The 22,894-nt window shown below is 58.1% G+C and carries 21 protein-coding genes and 2 tRNA genes; 17 read left to right on the forward strand and 6 right to left on the reverse strand.

The window, feature by feature from the left end; translation table 11 throughout:
- Positions 1-52 precede the first annotated feature (52 nt).
- The 7 genes from hfq to FH061_RS13305 all read left to right on the forward strand — a co-directional run bounded on the left by hfq (position 53) and on the right by FH061_RS13305 (position 7,046).
- Entirely contained in the window at positions 53-289 is a 237-nt protein-coding gene (gene hfq, locus FH061_RS13275) for an RNA chaperone Hfq (protein WP_151636316.1), read from the forward strand.
- Between the two features lie 27 nt (positions 290-316).
- Positions 317-1,471 carry a GTPase HflX gene (hflX, locus tag FH061_RS13280; RefSeq protein WP_151636317.1) on the forward strand — a complete coding sequence of 385 codons (1,155 nt, stop codon included), beginning with the start codon at positions 317-319 and terminating at the stop codon, positions 1,469-1,471.
- Positions 1,472-1,507: 36 nt separating this feature from the next.
- A complete protein-coding gene (gene hflK, locus FH061_RS13285; RefSeq protein WP_151636318.1) occupies positions 1,508-2,806 on the forward strand; it encodes an FtsH protease activity modulator HflK in 1,299 nt (432 codons plus the stop codon).
- Complete coding sequence (hflC, locus tag FH061_RS13290; RefSeq protein WP_151636319.1) at positions 2,806-3,723, forward strand: protease modulator HflC; 918 nt, start codon at positions 2,806-2,808, stop codon at positions 3,721-3,723. Before hflK ends, hflC begins: the two co-directional genes overlap by 1 nt.
- A gap of 311 nt (positions 3,724-4,034) precedes the next feature.
- Entirely contained in the window at positions 4,035-5,186 is a 1,152-nt protein-coding gene (locus FH061_RS13295) for an ATP phosphoribosyltransferase regulatory subunit (RefSeq protein WP_151636320.1), read from the forward strand.
- Between the two features lie 4 nt (positions 5,187-5,190).
- Positions 5,191-6,489: an adenylosuccinate synthase gene (locus FH061_RS13300; protein ID WP_151636321.1), complete on the forward strand. Its 1,299-nt coding sequence runs from the start codon at positions 5,191-5,193 to the stop codon at positions 6,487-6,489.
- A 26-nt stretch (positions 6,490-6,515) separates the two neighbouring features.
- A complete protein-coding gene (locus FH061_RS13305) occupies positions 6,516-7,046 on the forward strand; it encodes a phosphoribosyltransferase (RefSeq protein WP_151636322.1) in 531 nt (176 codons plus the stop codon).
- Positions 7,047-7,405: 359 nt separating this feature from the next.
- Here FH061_RS13305 and FH061_RS13310 read toward each other — a convergent pair.
- A tRNA-Leu gene (locus tag FH061_RS13310) sits at positions 7,406-7,492 on the reverse strand.
- Positions 7,493-7,638: 146 nt separating this feature from the next.
- Here FH061_RS13310 and rnr point away from each other — a divergent pair.
- From rnr to FH061_RS13330, 4 genes are all read left to right on the forward strand, one after another.
- A complete protein-coding gene (gene rnr / locus FH061_RS13315) occupies positions 7,639-10,080 on the forward strand; it encodes a ribonuclease R (RefSeq protein WP_151636323.1) in 2,442 nt (813 codons plus the stop codon).
- A 2-nt stretch (positions 10,081-10,082) separates the two neighbouring features.
- Entirely contained in the window at positions 10,083-10,823 is a 741-nt protein-coding gene (rlmB, locus tag FH061_RS13320; protein WP_151636324.1) for a 23S rRNA (guanosine(2251)-2'-O)-methyltransferase RlmB, read from the forward strand.
- Positions 10,824-11,373: 550 nt separating this feature from the next.
- Positions 11,374-12,126, forward strand: coding sequence for a serine O-acetyltransferase (gene cysE, locus FH061_RS13325; protein ID WP_151636325.1), 753 nt, complete (start codon positions 11,374-11,376; stop codon positions 12,124-12,126).
- A 10-nt stretch (positions 12,127-12,136) separates the two neighbouring features.
- Positions 12,137-12,832 (forward strand): YceH family protein, encoded by a 696-nt coding sequence (locus FH061_RS13330; RefSeq protein ID WP_225984651.1) that lies wholly within the window; start codon positions 12,137-12,139, stop codon positions 12,830-12,832.
- 96 nt (positions 12,833-12,928) lie between these two features.
- Here FH061_RS13330 and FH061_RS13335 read toward each other — a convergent pair whose 3' ends face one another.
- Genes FH061_RS13335 through FH061_RS13345 form a run of 3 tightly spaced genes read right to left on the reverse strand, consistent with a single transcriptional unit; the run spans position 12,929 to position 14,880 of the window.
- Positions 12,929-13,717 (reverse strand): UDP-2,3-diacylglucosamine diphosphatase, encoded by a 789-nt coding sequence (locus FH061_RS13335; RefSeq protein WP_151636498.1) that lies wholly within the window; start codon positions 13,715-13,717, stop codon positions 12,929-12,931.
- 43 nt (positions 13,718-13,760) lie between these two features.
- Entirely contained in the window at positions 13,761-14,249 is a 489-nt protein-coding gene (locus FH061_RS13340) for a peptidylprolyl isomerase (protein ID WP_151636326.1), read from the reverse strand.
- 52 nt (positions 14,250-14,301) lie between these two features.
- Complete coding sequence (locus FH061_RS13345) at positions 14,302-14,880, reverse strand: peptidylprolyl isomerase (protein WP_151636327.1); 579 nt, start codon at positions 14,878-14,880, stop codon at positions 14,302-14,304.
- Between the two features lie 262 nt (positions 14,881-15,142).
- Between FH061_RS13345 and cysS the strand changes: the two genes are divergently transcribed.
- The 6 genes from cysS (at position 15,143) to FH061_RS13375 (ending at position 21,269) form a co-directional block, all read left to right on the forward strand.
- Positions 15,143-16,537: a cysteine--tRNA ligase gene (cysS, locus tag FH061_RS13350; RefSeq protein ID WP_151636328.1), complete on the forward strand. Its 1,395-nt coding sequence runs from the start codon at positions 15,143-15,145 to the stop codon at positions 16,535-16,537.
- A 5-nt stretch (positions 16,538-16,542) separates the two neighbouring features.
- Positions 16,543-17,196 (forward strand): DNA-3-methyladenine glycosylase family protein, encoded by a 654-nt coding sequence (locus FH061_RS13355; protein ID WP_151636329.1) that lies wholly within the window; start codon positions 16,543-16,545, stop codon positions 17,194-17,196.
- A gap of 72 nt (positions 17,197-17,268) precedes the next feature.
- Positions 17,269-18,243: an acetyl-CoA carboxylase carboxyltransferase subunit alpha gene (locus tag FH061_RS13360; RefSeq protein WP_151636330.1), complete on the forward strand. Its 975-nt coding sequence runs from the start codon at positions 17,269-17,271 to the stop codon at positions 18,241-18,243.
- Positions 18,244-18,245: 2 nt separating this feature from the next.
- Positions 18,246-19,667 carry a tRNA lysidine(34) synthetase TilS gene (gene tilS / locus FH061_RS13365; protein ID WP_225984652.1) on the forward strand — a complete coding sequence of 474 codons (1,422 nt, stop codon included), beginning with the start codon at positions 18,246-18,248 and terminating at the stop codon, positions 19,665-19,667.
- 160 nt (positions 19,668-19,827) lie between these two features.
- Positions 19,828-21,078, forward strand: a complete 1,251-nt coding sequence (locus tag FH061_RS13370) for an aspartate kinase (protein ID WP_151636331.1) — start codon at positions 19,828-19,830, stop codon at positions 21,076-21,078.
- Positions 21,079-21,175: 97 nt separating this feature from the next.
- A tRNA-Ser gene (locus FH061_RS13375) sits at positions 21,176-21,269 on the forward strand.
- A 664-nt stretch (positions 21,270-21,933) separates the two neighbouring features.
- Here the strand turns inward: FH061_RS13375 and FH061_RS13380 are convergent.
- Complete coding sequence (locus FH061_RS13380) at positions 21,934-22,146, reverse strand: heavy-metal-associated domain-containing protein (protein ID WP_151636332.1); 213 nt, start codon at positions 22,144-22,146, stop codon at positions 21,934-21,936.
- A 64-nt stretch (positions 22,147-22,210) separates the two neighbouring features.
- Positions 22,211-22,837, reverse strand: coding sequence for a DUF305 domain-containing protein (locus FH061_RS13385; protein ID WP_151636333.1), 627 nt, complete (start codon positions 22,835-22,837; stop codon positions 22,211-22,213).
- Positions 22,838-22,894: the final 57 nt, after the last annotated feature.

Consider the following 22,894-nt stretch of genomic DNA (forward strand, 5'->3'; position numbering starts at 1 on the left):
AATCTATCAGGTTGTCTCCAACTCCACATCACAACAACACCATGGAGCTGTCATGAGCAATAAAGGGCAACTGTTACAAGACCCATTCCTCAACGCCTTACGTAAAGAGCACGTTCCCGTTTCCATCTATCTCGTGAACGGCATCAAGCTTCAGGGGCACATCGAATCGTTCGACCAGTACGTCGTCCTGCTTCGTAATACCGTTACTCAAATGGTTTACAAGCATGCGATTTCAACCGTCGTACCGGCTCGCGCGGTAAACATCAATCTTGAATCTGATTCGGAATAAGAGATCGTTACCACCTCAACTCAGCTCATGCGCGCTGCATTAGTCGGCGTCGATTTCGGCAAGGGTGACTTTGCCGCTAGCCTGGAAGAACTCGCACTGCTGTCCAAATCGGCTGGTGCAGATCCAGCCATCACGATTACAGCCAAACGCTCAAGCCCCGATGCCGCGTTGTTTGTTGGTTCCGGCAAGGCCGAGGAAATTTCGGCGACCGTAGCTGCCGAGCATCTGGAACTTGTGATCTTCAACCATGCCTTGTCGCCAGCGCAGCAGCGTAATCTTGAACGCCACCTCAAGGTGCGCGTCATTGATCGGACCAGTCTCATCCTAGATATCTTCGCTCAGCGTGCACAAAGTCATGAAGGCAAGGTGCAGGTCGAACTCGCGCAGCTTCAGCATCTTGCCACCAGACTGATTCGCGGATGGACTCACCTGGAACGCCAAAAGGGTGGTATCGGTCTGCGCGGCCCTGGCGAAACGCAGCTGGAAACCGACCGCCGGCTTCTCGGCGACCGCGTCAAGGCATTGCGTATCCGCCTTGACAAGCTGCACAAGCAGCGCGAGACCCAGCGTCGCGCTCGCGGGCGTAACGGTACCTTCTCGGTGTCGCTCGTCGGCTATACGAATGCGGGCAAGTCGACGCTATTCAATGCTCTGACGAAGGCGCAAGCCTATGCCGCCAATCAGCTGTTTGCAACGCTTGATACGACATCGCGTCGCATCTATCTCGGAGAGGCAGGCAATGTCGTCATCTCCGATACGGTAGGTTTCATCAGGGAGCTGCCCCACCAGCTGGTCGCGGCGTTCCGAGCCACGCTTGAGGAAACCATCCATGCCGATCTCCTGCTGCATGTTGTCGATGCGGCAAGTCCGGTGCGCATGGAGCAGATTGAACAAGTCAATGATGTCCTTGCGGAAATCGGAGCGGATCATATCCCCCAGATTCTGGTTTGGAACAAGATTGATGCAGCTGGGCTAGAACCGGGCGTGGAACGTGATGAATATGATAAAATCCGCCGTGTTTCCATAAGCGCCCAAACCGGTGCTGGCCTTGATCTACTCCGCGAGGCAGTAGCCGAATTTGCAAAAGAGAACGCGGTGGCGCATCTTGATCCTCTGCCGGTTCCGGAACAGCACAACGAATCGCGACCGGTGTCTTTTGCCCGAGGCGCTCACGACAACTAAATTGCAAACCACTAACATAAGCCGGATGGCGAGAGAATGCCTATTCCTCTAATCAAAAAAATCGGCCTTAAATTTTCTTTGAATGACCCGAGATGGGGACGGGGGTCTTCTCAAGACAACGGCCAGAACCAAAATCAGGATGGAAAACGGCCCAATGACGGTCCACCGGATCTCGATCAGCTCTGGCGCGAGTTCAATCAGCGGCTCAATCGCCTGTTCGGGAACCGTGGCGGTGGCCGTGGCGATGGCAATTACAGCCCTGACATGAAGGGCGCCGGAATCGGCGTTGGCTTGATTGCCGTCATCGTTGCGTTTCTTTGGCTGGTCAGCGGTTTCTTCATCGTGCAGGAAGGCCAGACCGCTGTCGTCATGACATTCGGCAAATACAGCCATACCACGCCGGCAGGTTTCAACTGGCGCTGGCCTTATCCGATCCAGAGTCATGAAGTGGTCAATGTTTCGCAAGTTCGCACTGTCGAGGTTGGTTATCGTTCGAATGTCAGGAACAAGCAGCCGCGCGAATCCCTGATGCTGACCGACGACGAAAACATCATCGATATTCAGTTCGCTGTTCAGTACAAGCTGAAAAATGCTGCCGAGTGGATATTCAACAACCGCGAGCAGGATGAGATGGTGCGTCAGGTAGCGGAAACGTCGATACGCGAAGTCGTCGGCCGCAGCAAGATGGATTTCGTTCTTTACGAAGGACGGGAAAAAGTCGCGTTCGACGCGAGCCAGCTGATGCAGCAGATCGCAGACCGCTACAAGGCGGGTGTGCAGATTACGAACGTCACCATGCAGGGCGTACAACCTCCTGAGCAAGTGCAGGCGGCGTTTGACGATGCGGTGAAGGCAGGGCAGGACCGCGAGCGGCAAAAGAATGAAGGTCAGGCCTACGCCAATGATGTCATCCCCCGTGCTCGCGGTGCCGCATCTCGTCTACTGCAGGAAGCCGAAGCATATCGCGCGCGCGTGGTTGCCAATGCTGAAGGTGATGCCTCGCGCTTCAGGCAAGTGCTGACCGAATACCAAAAAGCGCCCGCAGTAACCCGTGACCGGATGTATATTGAAACAATGCAACAAATCTTTGCGAATACGGCCAAAGTCATGGTTGATAGCAGGACTGGCAACAACTTGCTTTACCTGCCGCTGGACAAATTGATTTCCCAGTCAGCCAGCGAATCCGTGGCCGGCAAGCCCAATGTTGGCACTGCTGCGCAGCCGTCATCGGGCAGTTCTGCAGCCGGCGAGCCCTTGCCGCCCGTCGACGCGCAACGCCAAAGGGACTCGCGTTCCAGGGATAGCAGAGATCTGCGTGATCGGGAGACTCGATAATGAACCGTCTCGTTTCTTATTCGATTGCGGCGCTGATCCTGCTTTCGGTACTGATGTCGACCTTGTTTGTCGTGGATCAGCGGCAATACGCAATCGTGTTTGCTCTTGGTGAAGTGAAGAAGGTCATCAATGAACCCGGGCTTCATTTCAAATTGCCGCCGCCGTTCCAGAATGTGTTGTTTCTCGATAAGCGCATCCTGACGCTCGACACGCCGGAAGCAGACCGTTTCATCACGGCGGAGAAGAAAAATATTCTTGTCGACGCCTATGTAAAATGGCGGATTATCGATCCGCGCCTGTATTTCGTCAGCTTTACCGGCGAAGAGCGTCGCGCGCAGGACCGGATGTCCCAGATCATCAAAGCGGCGCTGAACGAAGAAATCACCAAGCGTACCGTACGTGAAGTGATTTCCGGCGAGCGCGGTAAAGTCATGAACGCCATCCATAAAAAGGTGACCGATGAGGCGAAGCAAATCGGCGTCGAAATTATTGATGTGCGTCTGAAGCGCGTTGATTATGTCGAACAGATCAATAATTCGGTCTATGACCGGATGAAGGCGGAGCGGGTTCGCGTTGCCAATGAACTGCGTTCGACAGGCGCTGCCGAGTCGGAAAAGATTCGGGCTGATGCCGACCGCCAGCGTACCGTGATACTGGCCGAGGCTTATCGTGATGCTGAAGGCATGCGTGGTGAGGGCGATGCCAAGGCTACGCAGATTTATTCGCAAGCCTTTGGTCAGAACCCCGAGTTCTACAAGTTTTATCGCAGCCTTGAAGCATATCGTGCAAGCTTCAAGAACCGCAGCGACATGATGGTGCTAGACCCCAATTCTGAATTTTTCAAGTATTTCAGAAATGCGGGTGTCACTGGCGGTGCGAGCAACGTTGCGCCGCCATCACCGCCGGCAAAGAAATAAATTCAGCGCGCCCTTCGGGACGTGCCAGAGCAGTTTTAATCTGACTGGCTGATCAAGCCGTGTCGGTACGACATCCTGCGTTGAAGGTATAGTCGGGTTGGAACTGCTCAAACCAACACAACAAGAATAATGCCTGTACAAGGCATTATTCTTTTCGCCTTTATAGGATGAATGTTGTGGCTTCGCTAATAAATGAATAAGAAAATACGTGCTACCAACACGTAACCTGTTCATTTCGGCAGTAACTGCTGTATAAACGTCGATCACATATCTGTCCGTTCACATCTTTCTTAAAGCAGTTCACGTTTGTCATGCCGAATTGGCTTCTCCCCGAAAACATTGCCGACGTCTTGCCGTCCGAAGCTCGCAAGATAGAAGAATTGCGCCGTGCGCTTCTCGATAAATTCCGTTCCTATGGTTACGAGATGGTCATGCCGCCCATGCTCGAATATCTCGAGTCCTTGCTTACCGGAGCGGGGCAGGACATGGATCTGCGCATCTTCAAACTGGTAGACCAGCTTTCGGGCCGCACGATGGGTGTACGCGCCGACATGACAACACAGGTCGCGCGGATTGATGCCCATCTGCTGAATCGACAAACGGTCACCCGCCTTTGCTACGCGGGAAGCGTGCTTCATACGAGACCCTCAGGCCTTCATGCTACCCGCGAGCCGTTGCAGATCGGCGCGGAAATCTACGGACATGCCGGACTCGAAGCGGACGCCGAAATCCAGGAACTGGCATTGGCATCGTTGAAACTGGCGGGCATAAGCAAAGTGCGGCTCGACCTGTGCCATGTGGGAGTGCTGCGGGCCATCATCGCCGATGACGAAAAGGCACGCACGCGCGACGCGGAGTTGTTCTGCCTCCTGGAGTCCAAGGATGTCCCAGGGCTGCGCGACCTGACGAAGGATTTCAATCCGGCCACCCGTGAAGCCATGCTCGCATTGCCGTCCCTGTACGGAGACGCTTCGACCATCGAGAAAGCACGTCACGTTCTTCCGCGCATGCCTGGCGTCACGCGCGCATTGGACGAATTGGATTTGCTTATCCGCCAGGTGGGCAATGCCGACGTGACCGTGGATCTGGCTGATCTGCGCGGCTACCATTATCACAGCGGAGTCATGTTCGCGGCGTATGTGCCGGGCCTGCCCAACGCGGTTGCCCGCGGCGGACGCTACGACCACGTCGGCGAGGCTTTTGGCCGTGCCCGTCCGGCAACCGGCTTTTCGCTCGATCTCCGTGAACTTGCGCGCCTGCTTCCCGTGGCGGAACGCAAGCGCGCGATCAGGGCTCCATGGGGTACAGAGCCGGCGTTGCGGCTGAAAATCAATGAATTGCGTGATGCCGGCGAGATTGTCATTCAGACCTTGCCCGGGCACGAAAATGAGCAGGACGAATTCGATTGCGACCGCGCAGTCGTATTCAACAATGGAAACTGGATTCTTCAATTACTAGGTTAATAGCATGGCAAAGAATGTCGTTGTCATCGGCACCCAATGGGGCGATGAAGGTAAAGGTAAGATCGTCGATTGGTTGACCGATCACGCACAAGGCGTTGTGCGCTTTCAGGGCGGACACAATGCCGGCCATACTCTGGTTATCGGCGGACAGAAAACCGCCTTGCAGCTGATCCCGTCGGGCATCATGCGTCCCGGTGTCGCGTGTTATATCGGCAACGGCGTGGTGCTATCGGTTCCCGACCTCCTGCGCGAGATCGACAAGCTGCAGGCCAATGGCGTGGAAGTCGTCTCCCGACTCAAGGTATCCGAGGCCTGTCCGCTGATTCTGCCGTATCACACGGCTCTGGATGCGGCACGCGAAACTGCGCGCGGCGCTGCAAAAATCGGCACGACCGGCAAGGGCATCGGTCCCACCTATGAGGACAAGGTGGCGCGCCGGGCAATCCGTGTCGCCGACCTTCTCAATGAAGGACGCTTTGCCGAAAAGCTGAAGGAAAACCTGGACTACCATAACTTCGTCCTGGCGAATTATCTCAACGCCGAGACGGTCGATTACCAGAAGACCCTTGATGACGCGCTGGCCACCGTGCCGCGCATTGCGCCGATGGTGACAGACGTCTCCAGTGCTCTTTACAAGGCATATCAGGCGGGTGGCAATCTGTTGTTCGAAGGCGCACAGGGAAGTCTGCTCGATGTCGATCATGGCACCTATCCTTTCGTTACCTCGAGCAACTGCGTGGCCGGCAATGCGGCGGCGGGTTCGGGCGTCGGTCCCAACATGCTGCATTACATCCTGGGTATCACCAAGGCCTATACCACGCGTGTCGGTTCCGGGCCGTTCCCGTCCGAGCTGGCTACCGATCAGGGTATCGGCAAGCACCTCGCCAGCGTCGGCCACGAATTCGGTACGGTAACCGGCCGTGCGCGCCGCTGCGGCTGGTTCGATGCCGCACTGCTGCGCCGCTCCGTCCAGATCAACGGCGTATCCGGCATGTGCCTCACCAAACTGGATGTGCTTGACGGATTGGAGTCGTTGAAGCTCTGTACCGGCTATATGCTTGATGGAAAGAAGGTAGATATCTTCCCGGTCGGTGCCGAGGATGCATCGCGTTGCGAACCGATTTATGAAGAAATGCCGGGATGGAGCGACTCGACCGTGGGCGCGAAATCGCTGGAAGCGCTTCCTGCAACGGCACGCGCCTATATCAAGCGCATTGAAGAACTGGTCGGTGTGCCGGTCGACATGATTTCCACGGGGCCGGACCGCGAGGAAACGATTGTCCTTCGTCACCCGTTTGCTTGAACCCATAAAGCGAGAAAGAAGACGTCATGTCGAGCGAAAAGGATCTTTGGGTTTCCTGGGAAGATTACAACCGCGCCGTCGTCGAATTGGCGAGGATGGTACACGAGTCGGGCTGGAAATTTGATCAGGTGTTATGCCTGGCACGAGGCGGGTTGCGTCCCGGCGACGTATTTTCACGCATCTTCGATGTGCCCCTGGCCATTCTGTCCACGAGTTCGTACCGCGAAGAGGCGGGAAAGGTGCAGGGCAATCTGGACATTGCCAAGCACATCACGATGACCCGCGGAACCCTGTCGGGGAAGGTGCTGCTGCTGGACGACCTGGTCGATTCAGGCGTCACCTTAGAGCGAGTGCAAAGTCACCTCAAGGAAAACTTTCCCGCGGTGACCGAAGTCAAGTCGGCGGTCATCTGGTGCAAGGCCTGTTCTTCCGTACGGCCGGATTACTATCTGCAGTACCTGTCCAACAATCCGTGGATACATCAGCCGTTCGAGGAGTACGATAGCCTGCGGCCACACCAGCTTGCTGCATGGCTGAAGAAGGGCGAGATCGCTTGAGTTGATGGCGAACTTGCTACCCGATTCATACTCAAAAATGCAGTTGCAGATGTAATGGGGCGGAAAACCACATCGTAAGAAGCAAAAGCCCGTTGCAAAGCCAACGGGCTTTTGCTTTTTGCGACTGTTGATTCTAAGTATCAGACGGGGTCGCCTTGCCGGGCAGGCCTTTCAGGCTCCGGTAATGCGGGGTATCCGCCCGGTTGCAATGTCGGTCAGCGGTAAGTGAGAGGTCGGTTCGGTATCGTCCGTCGACTCCAGACGATTTTGCATGAAATGACAGTGAACCACTTGGTGCAGATGCGGAAGAGCGTTGAAAAAGAAAAAGGCCCGCTGATGCGAGCCTTTTTCTATCAACCTGGTGCCCAGAAGAGGACTCGAACCTCCACAGTGTTGCCACCGCTAGGACCTGAACCTAGTGCGTCTACCAATTCCGCCATCTGGGCTGCGAAAGACCGAAAGTATAGCTGAAAAATGGAATATGTCAATTCGGCTTCGGCGCGGAAGCAAAATCAAAGCGTGTTAGGTAAATACCAGACGACTCCGTTACACTTACTCTCTAAATAATCTAACAATGAACTGAAGTACCCATTTGAGCCAATTTTCCTACACCATCCCCAGCCGGGAGGAGATTCTCGGCATATTGCGCACGGCATCGAGCCCGCAGGATCTGCAATCCATTGCGACAGCGCTTAACGTCACGTCCGAAGAAATCGAGGGCCTGACGCGGCGGCTGAATGCCATGGAACGTGACGGGCAGATCAAGCCCAATCGCAACGGGCATTACCAGCTTGCGCATCAACCCAACTTCATCGAAGGGCGTGTTCTCGGCCATCGGGAAGGCTATGGCTTTCTCGCGCCGGATGACGGCGGCGACGACATCTTCCTGCCTGAAAAGGAAATGCAGAAGGTCCTGCATGGAGACCGCGTGCAGATCCGCATCGTCGGCACTGACCGCCGTGGTCGTCCGGAAGGGACGATCGTCGAGGTCATCGAGCGGGCGAACAGCCATATCATCGGACGCCTTCTCAACGAGAATGGCGTCTGGGTGGTTGCGCCGGAAGACAAGCGCATCGGTCAGGACATTCTGCTGCACGGCACGCCGGGCCAGGCCAAGACCGGGCAGGTCGTCAGCGTGGAACTCGTTGAACAGCCTTCCCGCTATACCCAGCCGGTGGGCAGGATAGTCGAAATCCTCGGCGATATCGACGACCCCGGCATGGAGATCGAGATCGCGGTACGCAAGTATGGCGTTCCGCACGAATTTTCCGAGGCGGCGAAGAAGCTCGCAGCGAAACTGCCCGGCGAGGTACGCGCCGCGGACCTGGCCGATCGCGTTGATCTGCGCGACATCCCGCTGGTGACGATCGACGGCGAGGATGCCCGGGATTTCGATGACGCGGTGTATTGCGAACCGATCAAGATCGGGCGCAGCAAGGGCTTCCGCCTGCTGGTGGCAATCGCGGATGTCAGCCATTACGTCAAGCCCAACGATGCGCTCGACAAGGATGCGCTGGAGCGCAGCACCTCGGTCTATTTCCCGCGCCGCGTGATTCCCATGCTGCCGGAGAAACTGTCGAATGGGCTTTGCTCGCTGAATCCGGCGGTAGACCGCCTGACGCTCGTATGCGATGCCGTGATAAGCGCCAAGGGAGAGATCAAGGCCTATCAGTTTTATCCGGCGGTAATCCATTCGGCGGCGCGGTTGACCTATACCGAAGTCGCGGCCGTGCTGGCCAATACGCGCGGGCCGGAGGCGGCGAAGCGGCAGGAGCTGGTGCCGCATCTTCTCAACCTTTACGAGGTTTTCCAGGCGCTGCTGCAGGCGCGCCAGGTACGGGGCGCAATTGACTTTGAAACCACGGAAACCTATATCGTCTGCAATGCTGCCGGGAAGATAGAGAAGATCATCCCGCGTACCCGCAACGACGCGCACCGCGTGATCGAGGAATGCATGCTGGCCGTAAACGTGTGCGCCGCCGATCTGCTGGCCCGTCACAAGCATCCCGGCGTATATCGCGTCCATGCGGGGCCGTCGAAGGAGAAACTGAACCAGGTCCGCACCTTCCTCAAGCAGATGGGTCTGCATCTCGGCGGCGGCGATACCCCGGCCGCATCGGACTATGCGGAACTCATACCCAAGATCAAGCTGCGCCCGGATGCGGTTCTGCTGCAGACCATGCTGCTCCGGTCCATGCAGCAGGCGGTGTACAGTCCCGACAATATCGGGCATTTCGGACTTGCGTATGAAGCCTATGCACACTTCACCAGCCCGATACGCCGCTACCCGGATCTGCTGACTCATCGCGCCATCAAGGCGATCCTGCAAGGGAAGCGCTACGAACCCAAGGGCATCGAGACCAGCCAGCTCAACACCATGCTGTCGCCCGCGGCACGCAGGATGGCGGCGCAGGACAAGGCTGAAGGAAAGAAAAAGAAGGAAGGCGACCTGGCGGTATGGGAAGCGCTGGGAATCCATTGTTCGGCGAATGAACGGCGCGCCGATGAGGCGTCCCGCGATGTCGAGGCCTGGCTGAAATGCTATTTCGTTCGTGACAAGCTGGGCGAGGAATTCACCGGTACGATTTCCGGCGTCACGCCCTTTGGCATCTTCGTGCAGCTTGATGCCTTGTTCATCGAAGGTCTGGTGCATGTCACCGAACTGGGCGCGGATTACTTCCAGTATGACGAAGTGCGTCACGAACTCAGGGGCGAGCGCACCGGCATCCGCTATCAGCTGACCGACCGCGTCACCGTGCAGGTCAGCCGGGTGGACCTCGATGCGCGCAAGATCGACCTGCGACTCGTCAACGAGCCCGATATCCGCACCACGATCAAAAACGAGGCGCGCCGGGCCGAACAGGATCAGGGCAAGGAAAGGGCGCCGAAAAAAGCCGCGAAGGCCAAGCCGGCCGCCGTCAAGACGAAGACAACTGGCGCTGGCAGGGGGAAAGTCTCGAAAACATCGAGTACCTCAAGCAAAACCGCACGAGGCGGCCGCACCGCGGCAAAGTCGGGCAAGAAGAAAAGATAACAATGAAAAGTAAAATGATTTTCGGCTTTCATGCCGTCACGTCCAGAATGCGTCACGATGCCTCTTCGATCGAAGAGATTTATGTCGACGCCACCCGGCATGACCGGCGCATGCAGGAACTGCTGCGAGCAGCCGAAGATGCGAAGGTAAGGATCATCCATGCGGATGATCAGCGCCTGGACGGCATGGTCGGCACGCGGCGCCATCAGGGCGTGGTGGCAAAGGCCGGCGAACTGTCGCTTGCCCGTAACCTGGACGAACTTCTGGATGTGATCGAAGGACCGCCGCTGCTGCTGATTCTCGACGGCGTGACTGATCCTCATAACCTCGGAGCATGCCTGCGGGTGGCCGACGGCGCTGGGGCTCATGCCGTCATTGCGCCCAAGGACCGTGCCGTGGGATTGAATGCAACGGCCGCCAAGGTCGCCAGCGGCGCGGCGGATACGGTTCCCTACATTACCGTTACCAATCTGGCACGGACGCTGCGCGAATTGAAGGAGCGTGAGATCTGGGTCATCGGAACCACAGACGATGCCGACAAAGGCTTGTATGAAGCGGACTTCGTCGCGCCGACCGCACTGGTGATGGGTTCGGAAGGCGAGGGAATGCGCAGGCTGACGCGAGAGAACTGCGACGTGCTGGTCAGCATCCCGATGCATGGCGCGGTGGAAAGCCTGAATGTATCGGTCGCTTCCGGCGTGTGCCTGTACGAAGCGCGACGCCAGCGGCTGGTCGCGGGCTAGTGATGTGAGTTGAAAGTTTGCCGGTTTGCCGATTTGTCATCGGCGGATGCCGCGAAATCATGCTGAGACAGGGGAAAAAGCACAGCAGGGCCGGGGCCTGGCGCGCATTGTCGCTGCGGTACCGGCGTGATTCTGGTCCATTGTTCGGCCGGCAAATTGTCAACTCGTATCACTAGAGCGGATTGCATGTGGATGTATGGAAGAATCGGTTTGCCCCGGGATGCAGGGCAAGGCGCAAGGAGCGCAGCGTGGCGGGCCACACAAGCGACGAACAACGCAGCCATGTGCCCAGGGCAAGCCGAAGCGACCGACCATTCACCTGCAATCCGCTCTAGGCTGTGTTTGACAAGCTGCTGCGCGATCCGGATTGGCGCCTGCGGTACTCGTACCCTGCGTACGCGTGCGCTCCTCGGCGCCAATCTGAACCGCTCGCAACGCTGATCAAACACAGCCTAGGCCTCGGGCCGCTTGTTTTGGTTTCGCGCCTGTGCGCCGCCCGTGATGGCGGCGTGCCTTTTTTAGCTTGAGTCTTTTCCATTACTGCCGTTCCATGTTCAACCGTCTACGCGAAGACATTGCCAGTATCATCGAACGCGATCCGGCCGCGCGTACCTCGTGGGAAGTGCTGACCTGCTATCCCGGCCTGCATGCAATCGCCATGCATCGCTGGGCAAGCTGGTGCTGGCGCCACGAGTTGAAGTGGCTGGGCCGGTTCATTTCCCATCTGGCGCGCTGGTTCACGGCGATCGAAATTCATCCCGGAGCAACAATAGGGCGAAGAGTATTCATTGACCACGGCTTTGGCGTGGTGATCGGCGAAACTGCGGTGATCGGCGATGACTGTACCATTTACCAGGGCGTGACATTGGGCGGCACCTCGCTCAGCAAGGGAGCGAAGCGTCACCCAACCCTCGGAAGAGCTGTCATCATCGGCGCGGGGGCGAAGGTGCTGGGCGGCTTTACCGTGGGCGACGGCGCCAAGGTCGGTTCGAATGCCGTCGTGGTGAAGGAAGTGCCGGCGGGAGCCACAGCGGTCGGCAATCCTGCGCATATCGTGCAAAAGGATGCCGGCAGGCAGATGGAGGAAGCGACCGCCCGGGTTTTTGCCGCGTATGGCGTCACCTTGACCAGCGGAGAGGATCCTCTCGCGACCGCCTTGCACAAGCTGATCGATCATGCAGCCGCCCGGGATCAGCAGATGCAGACGCTGATTGCAGCGCTGAAGAAGGCCGGCGTGGATTGCGAGCAGGTCGCAGAGACCGGACGCATTGATCCGGCCCAGTTGAACAAATTAGTCGAATGAAGGTAACGCCGTGACAGAGAACACCGACAACGTACAGGCGCAGCGGGATGGCGCGGAACTGCTTGATGCCTATGAAACCCGAGTCCTCGCGGTATTGGCGGAAAAGGAGGCGCTGACACCGGATAACTATCCGCTGTCGCTGAACGCGCTGACGAACGGCTGCAATCAGCTGTCGAGCCGCGACCCGGTGATGTCGATTTCCGAAGACACGGTGCAGGACGTGCTGCAGCGGCTGATGCAGAAGAAGCTGGTGTCGGAAGTCAGGCAGGCCGGCGGCCGCGTAGCCAAGTACGAGCACCGGATGCGGATGAAATGGTCTCTTGAGCAGGACAAGCTCGCGGTGTTGACCATCCTGATGCTGCGCGGCGTACAGACCGCCGGCGAAATTCGCGTGCGCACGGGCCGGTTGCACGAGTTCGCCACTGTCGCGGACGTGGAAACCGCGCTGCAATTCCTGATCGACAAATACCCGCCGGTAGTGGCCCGTCTTGCCCGTGCGCCGGGCACCAAGGAAACACGTTATGCGCACCTGCTCTCGGGCGAGGAAGTGCTGGCACGCCATGAATCAGCGGCCAGTTTTTCCGCGCAGGTGGAAACGCCAAGACAGGACAGGATCTCTCAGCTGGAAGCCGAAGTTGCGCAGTTGCGCGGCCAGGTTGAAAGCCTGACCGCGCAATTCCAGGAGTTTCGCAAGCAGTTCGAGTGAACGGAAATCTTCGCTCGTGCGGCATCAGTGAATTGCGCCGCCTCGCCCATCACCCTGGCACGCCAGGTCCGGATCGCTCGTTCGCCGCAGTTTCGTTCAGGAGCGCGACGCCAGGTCCTGGACTCCGAAACCATGGATGCTGCCGTCCTCTCGGATTTCCAGCCATCCGCCGCGCGGCGATCCGGAATCGCAATCCCAGTCAGGCAGGACATATCTTGTCCTGGCCGTTCCCTCGACCGCATGGTGATGCACCGCAGGACGGTGCGTATGCCCATGAATCATCAATCTCGCGCCGGTCCCGGCAAATACGGCGTCGATGGCCTCAGGATTCACGTCCGTGATTTCGTAGGACTTATTGCGCTGCGCATCCTTGCTGCCGGTGCGCATGCCATCGATGATCGACTTGCGCTGGGCAAGCGGCATCGCCAGGAACTGTTGCTGCCATTCCAGCTGCCTCACCATTGCGCGGAACTGCATGTAGCCGTGGTCATCGGTGCATTGCGCATCTCCGTGCAACAGCACGATGGATTGTCCCGCGATCTCGGTCAGATAAGGTTCCTGCAGCAGCCGGGCACCGGTCTCGTCGGCAAAGCCCTGGCCAACCAGGAAATCCCGATTGCCGGCGATCCAGTAAAGCTGAACACCCGCATGGCTGACCTCGCGCAATGCTCCGGCAATCTGCAGCAGGTACGGCGTATCGAGATCGTCGTCGCCCGCCCAGTATTCAAACAGGTCGCCCAGCAGGAAGAGCTGCTGCGCCCGCGGCGCCTGCTGCCGTAGAAAGAGTAGAAAGGCATCTGTCGTACACGGCAGCCCGGGCTGCAGGTGGACGTCAGAAACAAAAAGCGCAACCGGGGCCGATTGCGCTTTTGCTGATGAAGTCATCATGGTTTATTCAGGTCGGTGCCGGAGTGATCCGACGTGCCGCTCAAACCTCTTCTGCCTTTTCGATGACGACGTCCTCGACGGGCACGTCGGCAAACATGCCGGTACGGGTCGTCTTCACCGACTTGATCTTGTCGACCACATCGGTGCCTTCGACAACCTTGCCGAATACGCAGTAGCCCCAGCCATCCTGTCCGGGGTAGTCGAGGAAGCTGTTGTTCTTCACGTTGATGAAGAATTGCGCGGAGGCCGAATGCGGTGCCGACGTGCGCGCCATGGCGAGAGTGTAGGGCTCGTTCTTCAGGCCGTTCTTCGCTTCATTTTCGACCGGATCGTTGGTCGGCTTCTGCGTCATGCCGGGCTCGAAGCCGCCGCCCTGAATCATGAAGCCGTCGATGACGCGATGAAAGATGGTGCCGTTGTAGTGGCCGGAGCGCACGTACGCAAGGAAATTCTCAACGGTCTTCGGTGCCTTGGCGGCATCGAGTTCGATCTTGATCTTGCCGTGATTGGTGGTGAGGAGGACAGCCATGATATTCCTTTATGAAAGTGGTTTTGCCTGATCTTGCTTGACTTTGCTTGGCTTACTTGACGATGGATGCTGACTCGATGACAACCGGTTTTGCCGGAACGTTCGCATGCATGCCGTTGCTGGTGACGTCGACCGTCTTGATCTTGTCGACGACCTCGGTGCCCTTGATGACTTTTCCGAAGACGGCATAACCCCAGCCGTCACGGCTCGGATAGTCGAGGAAGGCGTTGCTGTTGACGTTGATGAAGAACTGCGCCGTTGCCGAATGCGGATCCGAAGTGCGCGCCATGGCGACGGTATAGGCTTCGTTCTTCAGGCCGTTCTTCGCTTCGTTTTCGATGGGCGCCCTGGTGGGCTTTTGCGACATCGCCTTGTCGAAGCCGCCGCCCTGGATCATGAAGCCGTCCATGACGCGATGGAAGATGGTGCCGCTGTAATGGCCGCTCTTCACATATTCAAGAAAATTGGCAACCGATTTGGGAGCCTTCTCGGGATAGAGTTCCAGCACGATGCTGCCCATGCTGGTTTTCAGCGCCACCTGCGGATTTTCCGCGGCAAATGCCACATGCGATGCGCCGGCAATGGACAGAGCGGCAAGCAATCGAATGAAATATCGGCGTGAAGAAGGCATAGCTGTTTCCTTTTCTCTTTACAGGAAAATTCCGATTGTGTATCTTCCATGACCCTCGTCTCCGGATCGCCAGAATGGCTTTCCGGAACGGCAAGGCATCAATGTTATACTGCGGCGAAACTGTGCATTTTATCAAAATAAGCATCGAAGAAGGGTTTCGGCAGCGCTGTTGCATATTGCCATTTGCGCCAGGGCGCGATGACATGTGCAGGCGAGCCAGTCGCCTTGCCAGCTACTCCCCAGCCGAAACGGAAAACCGCCCATGACTGCCCTCAAGATCTACAACACGCTCGCGCGCGACAAGCAGACTTTCGTTCCGATGCAGGAAGGCAAGGTAAGGATGTACGTATGCGGCATGACCGTCTACGACTACTGCCATCTTGGACATGCGAGGGTCATGGTGGTCTTCGACATGGTACAGCGCTGGCTGCGTTCCTCGGGGTATGCGGTGACCTACGTGCGCAATATCACCGATATCGACGACAAGATCATCAAGCGGGCAGTGGAAAACAAGGAAACGATTTCACAGCTGACATCCCGCTTCATACAGGCAATGGATGAAGATGCCACGGCGCTCGGCGTCCAGAAGCCGGATCATGAACCCCGGGCAACCGCCTATGTGCCGCAGATGCTCGGCCTGATCGAAAAGCTTGAAGCGCGCGGCCTTGCCTACAAGGCCACCGACGGCGACGTCAATTATTCGGTCCGCGATTTCCAGGGCTACGGCAAGTTGTCCGGCAAGTCGCTCGACGACCTGCGGGCAGGCGAGCGTGTCGAACTCAACACCGGCAAGCGCGACCCGCTCGACTTCGTCCTCTGGAAGGCGTCGAAGGAGTCGGAACCGGACGAGGTGAAATGGGATTCGAAATGGGGCAGGGGCCGTCCCGGCTGGCATATCGAATGCTCCGCCATGAGCAATGAACTGCTCGGCGAGCAATTCGACATACACGGCGGCGGCGAAGACCTGCAGTTCCCCCATCATGAAAACGAGATCGCCCAGTCTGAAGGCGCGCACCAGCATGCCTTCGTCAATTACTGGATGCATAACGGATTCATCCGCGTCGACAATGAAAAGATGTCGAAATCGCTCGGCAACTTCTTCACCATCAGGGACGTGCTGAAGAAGTACGACGCCGAAGTGGTGCGCTTCTTCATCCTGCGCGCCCATTACCGCAGCCCGCTCAACTACTCCGACGCGCATCTCGATGATGCGAGGCATGCGCTGACCAGGCTGTATACCGCGCTCAAGGATGTGGCTGACGACGGCAAGCCGCTTGATCGCGAAGACCTTCATGCGCAGCGCTTTGCGGAGGCGATGAACGACGACTTCAACACGCCCATCGCAATCTCGGTGCTGTTCGATCTTGCCAATGAGGTCAACAAGACGCGTTCCGCGGCACTGGCGCGCCAGCTCAAGGCGCTGGCCGGGATCGTCGGCCTGTTGCAGCGTTCGCCCCAGGAATTCCTGCAGGCGCCGGCGGCCGGCGGCGAAGGCGCATTGACCGAAGACCAGATCACGGCGCAGATCGGTGCGCGCGCGGCTGCCAAGAAAGCGAAGAATTTCGCCGATGCGGACCGCATCCGTGCCGAGTTGCTTGCGGCCGGCATCGTTCTCGAGGACAAGCCGGGCGGCATTACCGAGTGGCGAAGGGCTTAACCGGCATGACAACCTCTTTGCAGGCTGCGGGCGGGGGCGTGCCCGTCTACTGGCATGACGCCAAGGAAGAGCTGATGAAGCGCGACCGGATCATGCGCAAGCTCATTCCGCAGTTCGGCGACATGCATCTCATCGGACGCAGCGAGGCATTCAATACCCTGGCGCGTTCGATTGTAAGTCAGCAGATTTCGGTCAAGGCGGCAGAGGCGGTATGGCAGCGCTTTCTCGAAGTCTGCCCGAAATGCACGCCGGCGCAAGTCATCAAGGCGGGTCCGGAAAAGCTCGCCGCCTGCGGACTGTCGAAGCGCAAGGCGGAATACGTTCTGGATCTGGCCGAGCATTTCAAGGCAAAAAGGGTGCATGCCGACAAATGGGCGGACATGGAGGACGAGGAAGTCATCTCGGAACTGATACAGATCCGGGGAATCGGACGCTGGACAGCGGAGATGTTTTTGATATTTAATTTGCTCCGTCCCAATATTTTGCCGCTGGACGACGCAGGCTTGCTCAAGGGCATCAGTATCAATTACTTTTCCGGCGAGCCGGTGTCCCGGAGCGACGTACGTGAAGTCGCCGCCAACTGGGAACCCTGGCGCACCGTGGCAACCTGGTATCTGTGGCGCAGCCTGGACGCCGACGCCACGCCGGTGGTCTACTAGCGGCCTTTTTGATTCGGCCCGAATCTATAGCGGCATTACACATTCACCTCGTGTTGTTATAAAGGAAGCACGATGAGCAAAACAACTTTTCTTGGATTTGAGCAGCCCATTGCCGAACTCGAAGGAAAAATCGAAGAGCTGCGCTTTGTGCAGGACGACTCGGCAGTCGACATCTCGGAGGAGATCGACCGCCTGTCCAAGAAAAGCCAGCAACTCACCAAGGACATCTACGCCAAGCTGACGCCCTGGCAGGTATCGCAGATTGCCCGTCATCCGCAACGGCCGTACACGATGGACTATGTGAGGGAAATCTTCACCGACTTCCATGAGCTTCATGGCGACCGCAGCTATGCCGACGACCTGTCCATCATTGGCGGACTTGCGCGGTTCAATGGCCAGGCCTGCATGGTGATCGGTCATCAGAAGGGGCGTGACACCAAGGAACGCGCCATGCGCAACTTCGGCATGCCCAAGCCGGAAGGCTATCGCAAGGCGATGCGCCTGATGAAGCTTGCCGAAAAATTCAACTTGCCCGTCTTCACCTTCGTCGATACGCCTGGTGCGTTTCCCGGCATCGATGCGGAAGAGCGAGGCCAGTCCGAAGCCATCGGCCACAACCTTTACGTGATGGCCGAACTGAAGGTGCCGCTGATTGCCACCATCATTGGTGAAGGCGGCTCGGGCGGCGCGCTCGCGATCGCCGTGGGCGACGCCGTGCTGATGCTGCAGTATGCAACCTACTCGGTGATTTCTCCCGAAGGCTGCGCATCGATTCTCTGGAAGACGTCCGAACGCGCGGCGGATGCCGCCGATGCCCTCGGCCTCACCGCGCATCGTCTCAAGGCGATGAACCTGATCGACAAGATCGTCAACGAGCCTCTGGGCGGCGCGCATCGCGATCCCAAGCAGATGGCCGTGATGCTCAAGCGCGCGCTGGCCGATTCGCTGCGCCAGTTCCAGGGCGTGAAAGCCAAGGATCTCCTGGCGGCGCGTCATGAAAAGCTCATGAGCTATGGCCGATTCAAGGAAATCTCCTCGCCGGAATAAACGTGGTCGACAAGCAGTCTTCATCATCTGAAGCCGGTCTTGTTGCGGAATTCGAACGCGCGCTCGGAGCGATCCGGGCGCGCGTTTCCGCATGGATGCCGGATCATGGCGGCAAGTCGTCGCCAATGGCCGTGGCTTACAGCGGAGGTCTGGATTCCGCCGTGTTGCTGCATCTGGCACACGCCTATGCCGCAGTCCGGGGCATCCGTCTGCATGCCTTCCATGTCCACCATGGCTTGAGCCCGAATGCGGACGACTGGATGCAGCGCTGCGAACAGCAATGCGCGCAACTGGACGTGCCGTTCGAGGCGCGCCGCATTACCCTTGACGGCGCTCGCAGGCATGGTGTCGAGCAAGCTGCGCGAAATGCACGCTATGCCGCGTTGGGAGCGCTCTGCGCAAGCCATGCCGTTCCGCTCCTGATCACCGGACATCACCAGGATGACCAGGCGGAAACGGTGCTGCTCCAGCTCTTCCGAGGTTCCGGCGTGGCTGGCCTGTCCGGCATGGATGCCGCGAACAGGGCGCCGGCTCTGCTCGGCAACGAGCACCTGGTCATGGGGCGTCCCATGCTTGGCATCACGCGCTCGCAGCTTGAACAGTACGCGGCAATGCATGGCATCGATCATGTCGAAGACGAATCGAACGCAGATCCGCGTTATGCCCGCAACGCGTTGCGGCATCGGGTGATGCCGGTGATCGGGCAGCATTTCCAGGGCTATCAGGAGCGCATCGCGCGTTCCGCCTCCCATGCGCAGGCTGCGCAGCGCATCCTCGACGAAGTGGCTGCCCAAGACCTGGAACGCTGCTCCGAAGGTGAAGCCATCAGGCTGTCTGCCCTCAAGGCATTCAGCGACGACCGCTGCAACAACCTGCTGCGATATTGGCTGGCCTCGCATGGACTGCGCATGCCGGCAGCGGCCTGGCTCGATGAAATGCGCATCCAGTTATTCAGCGCCAAGGAGGATGCGAGGATACGCATCACGCATGCGGACGGAGAAATTCGCCGCCACCGCGACCGCATCCATCTCACACGCCGCTTTGATGACAGGGATCTGGAAATGCCGGCCGTCGATTTTCGATGGGGCGGCGAGGAGTCGCTTCGGTTCGAGCGTTACGGCGGCACGCTGCATTTCGAAGAAAAGTCTAACGGGATTGATCCAGCCTGGTTGCGTGGACAGTCGCTGCAACTGCGTTTTCGCCTTGCGGGCGACAGGCTCAAGCTGGGGGCGAACCGGCCGACGCGCTCGCTCAAGCAGCACTACCAGGCGCTCGGCATACCGCACTGGGAGCGGGAACGCCTTCCCGTCGTTACTGCAGGCGGACGGATGCTCTATGCCGGCGGCATCGGCATGCACTGGCACGACGAGGCCCCCGGATCGGAAAACGGAATGGCGTTGCGGTGGGTGCCGGACCAGGCTTGAGCTCCTTCACACCAAATCGACCGGATTTTCAACGGTTTTTTCATTTCATTAACGTTATTTCCACGGCGCGGACTTGCCTTTGCGACGAGCAGCGGGTAAAGTAAAGGGTTGATTTTTATCAAAATTTTCTTTTTTCCGTTCAGCGTATCTTTCCCACCTTATGGCTTTAATCGTCCACAAATATGGCGGCACTTCCATGGGCTCGACCGAGCGCATCAAGAATGTCGCCAAGCGCGTCGCCAAATGGCACGACGCAGGTCATCAAATCGTTGTGGTGCCCTCCGCAATGTCCGGTGAAACCAACCGCCTGATCGCACTTGCGAAAGACATCATGCCGCAGCCGGACCCGCGCGAGCTCGACATGCTTGCCTCGACCGGCGAGCAGGTATCGGTGGCACTGCTGTCCATGGCGCTGCAGTCCATTGGCAAGCAGGCCGTTTCCTACGCCGGCTGGCAGGTTCCGATCAAGACCGACTCCGCATTCACCAAGGCCCGCATCCAGTCGATCGACGACGAGCGCGTGCGCAAGGATCTCGGTGCAGGGAAGATCGTCATCATCACCGGCTTCCAGGGTGTGGACGAGGGCGGCAATATCACAACGCTGGGCCGTGGCGGTTCCGATACCTCCGCGGTTGCGGTCGCTGCCGCGCTGAAGGCGCAGGAATGCCTGATCTATACCGACGTGGACGGGGTCTACACCACCGACCCGCGCGTCGTGTCCGAAGCGCGCCGCCTCAAGACCGTCACTTTCGAAGAGATGCTCGAGATGGCCTCGCTCGGCTCGAAGGTGCTGCAGATCCGCTCGGTCGAATTTGCCGGCAACTACAAGGTTCCAACGCGCGTGCTGTCGTCGCTGACCGACCCGCTCATGCCGCTGGAAGAGGAAGCCAATTCCGGCACACTGATTTCGTTTGAGGAAGATACACACATGGAACAAGCCGTTATTTCCGGTATCGCGTTCAACCGCGATGAAGCAAAGATCACCGTACTGGGCGTGCCGGACAAGCCAGGCATTGCTTACCAGATCCTCGGTCCGGTGGCGGATGCCAATATCGAAGTCGACATGATCATCCAGAACCAGTCCGTTGACGGCAAGACCGACTTCACCTTCACCGTGCCTCGCGGCGAGTACGCAAAGGCCATGGATGTTCTCAACAAGAGCGTGCGCGAGCACATCGGCGCTGGAAGCATTGTCGGCGATACGAAGGTCTCCAAGGTATCCGTGGTCGGCGTCGGCATGCGCAGCCATGTGGGCATTGCATCGCAGATGTTCCGCACCTTGTCGGAAGAGGGCATCAACATCCAGATGATCTCCACATCGGAAATCAAGATTTCCGTACTGATCGACGAGAAGTACATGGAACTGGCCGTCCGTGCACTGCACAAGGCATTCGATCTGGAAAAAGCTTGATCCAGCTCGACTGATTGCATTGTTCCATTGACCAATCCCGCCTGACCCGCTATCATGCGGGACTTCAGTGAAGCAAGCGCAAGCGCGTTTCATGTGTGGAGACGTGGCCGAGAGGTCGAAGGCACTTCCCTGCTAAGGAAGCATATGGGCTTAAACCTGTATCGAGGGTTCGAATCCCTCCGTCTCCGCCAAGGATTTAAAAATGCCCCGCAAGGGGCATTTTTTTTTGGCGGAACGGGAGCGGGCACTGCGCGCGTTCGGGATTTGAAGGGCTTGGCATGCAGGCCAAGCCGCGGCCTGCGGAATGTAGGCGAATCCCTCCGTCTCCGCCAAGGATTTAAAAATGCCCCGCAAGGGGCATTTTTTTTGGCGGAACGGGAGCGCTCCCTTTCAAACCAAATCCGCCGTATCACCGCGATCCCGCGCGCAGACGCGTTGCATTCGTCATCATGGATACCAAACTCAAGCCCATGGCACGGGCCGCAATCAATGACGACAGCAATTGTCCGGTGACCGGCTTAATGCAGGCCGGCTGAAAGCCGGACATCCGATGCGGTGTCGACATCGGGCAGGCGCTGCATTGGAGCCGAGCGAGGGAAGGCCGCGTCGGCTGCCATTCGCGCCCTTTAGATCGGTTTCACCCTGACCTGCCTGTCGATCCCGGACAAATTGCCGCCGGCACTGCGTTGTGACTCCTTGCCATGGCCTGGCCATGTCGCGTCGTCACGCCTGATTCCAGCAGCAATCTACCTCGGCCTCGGCATCGACCTCGACCAGACCGGCCAAGGCGAAACCGCTCTAGCAGGCTGCTGCTGGTGTTGGTGTTGGTGTTTGCGCTCGAACGTGGACAGACGTTCAGGCAGGAGCGGCAGGCCTTACCGATGCGGGATAGCCCGCTGCAGTCACGGCCCTTGCCACTATCTCGGCATCCTCCGCAGAAACCACGCGGATGAGCCGGGCAGGGAGGTCTACTTCGACTGCGGCGGCTTTGTCGACCGCCTGTACGGCAGTGGTAATACGGCGGGCGCAACCGCCGCAGGTCATGCCCTCGACTAGCAAAGTGAACATCCGGTTTCTCCTTCAGATCAGGTGAAGCCAGGATAGACCTTCCAGCAATTGGAAGGTCAAGACCTTATTTGGCCGCGAGTTTCCATTCCTTTTTCCATGCCGTCATCTGCTCGATTTCTTTCTTCTGTGCATCGACGACGGCACGGGCAAGTTCTTTCACTTCGGAATGCTTCGCCTTCTTCAAGGCGTCCTGAGCCATTTTGACGGCGCCACGATGATGGCGGATCATCATGTCGATAAACATGGCATCGAAGGCATTGCCTTTTTTCGCCGCCAGTTTTTCCATCGACATGTCCTTCATTGATTCCGCCATGCCTGGAAGCTTCATGTTCATGGCGTCGCCTTTGCCGGCGTACCATTGCTGTTTCCAGTCCTGCAGTTGCCTGATTTCCTTCTGCTGGTCATCCATCACTTTTTTTGCCAGCTGCTTCAGTTCCTCATGGCCGGCACGCTTATCGACAAGTTGAGCCATCTCGATGGCGCCCTGATGATGCACAACCATCGTGTCGATGAATTGATGGTCATATTCCGCCTTGGCGGCGTTGGGCGAGCTTTTCATCGCACCGTGGTTCATCTGGCCATGGGCTTGATTCGGCTCATGCGTGCCGGAATGCGAGCTGTGCTGAGCGAGCGCGGGTGTCGACAGCGCGCCGGCGCAAAGCAGAATGGAAGTCAGTCGAGAAATGCGCATAGTCAATCCTTGGTTGCACAGGAAAAATCAAGAAAATACAATAATCGGCATGCTTGT

This window comes from Noviherbaspirillum aerium, from assembly GCF_008929045.1.
GTDB lineage: Bacteria > Pseudomonadota > Gammaproteobacteria > Burkholderiales > Burkholderiaceae_D > Noviherbaspirillum > Noviherbaspirillum aerium.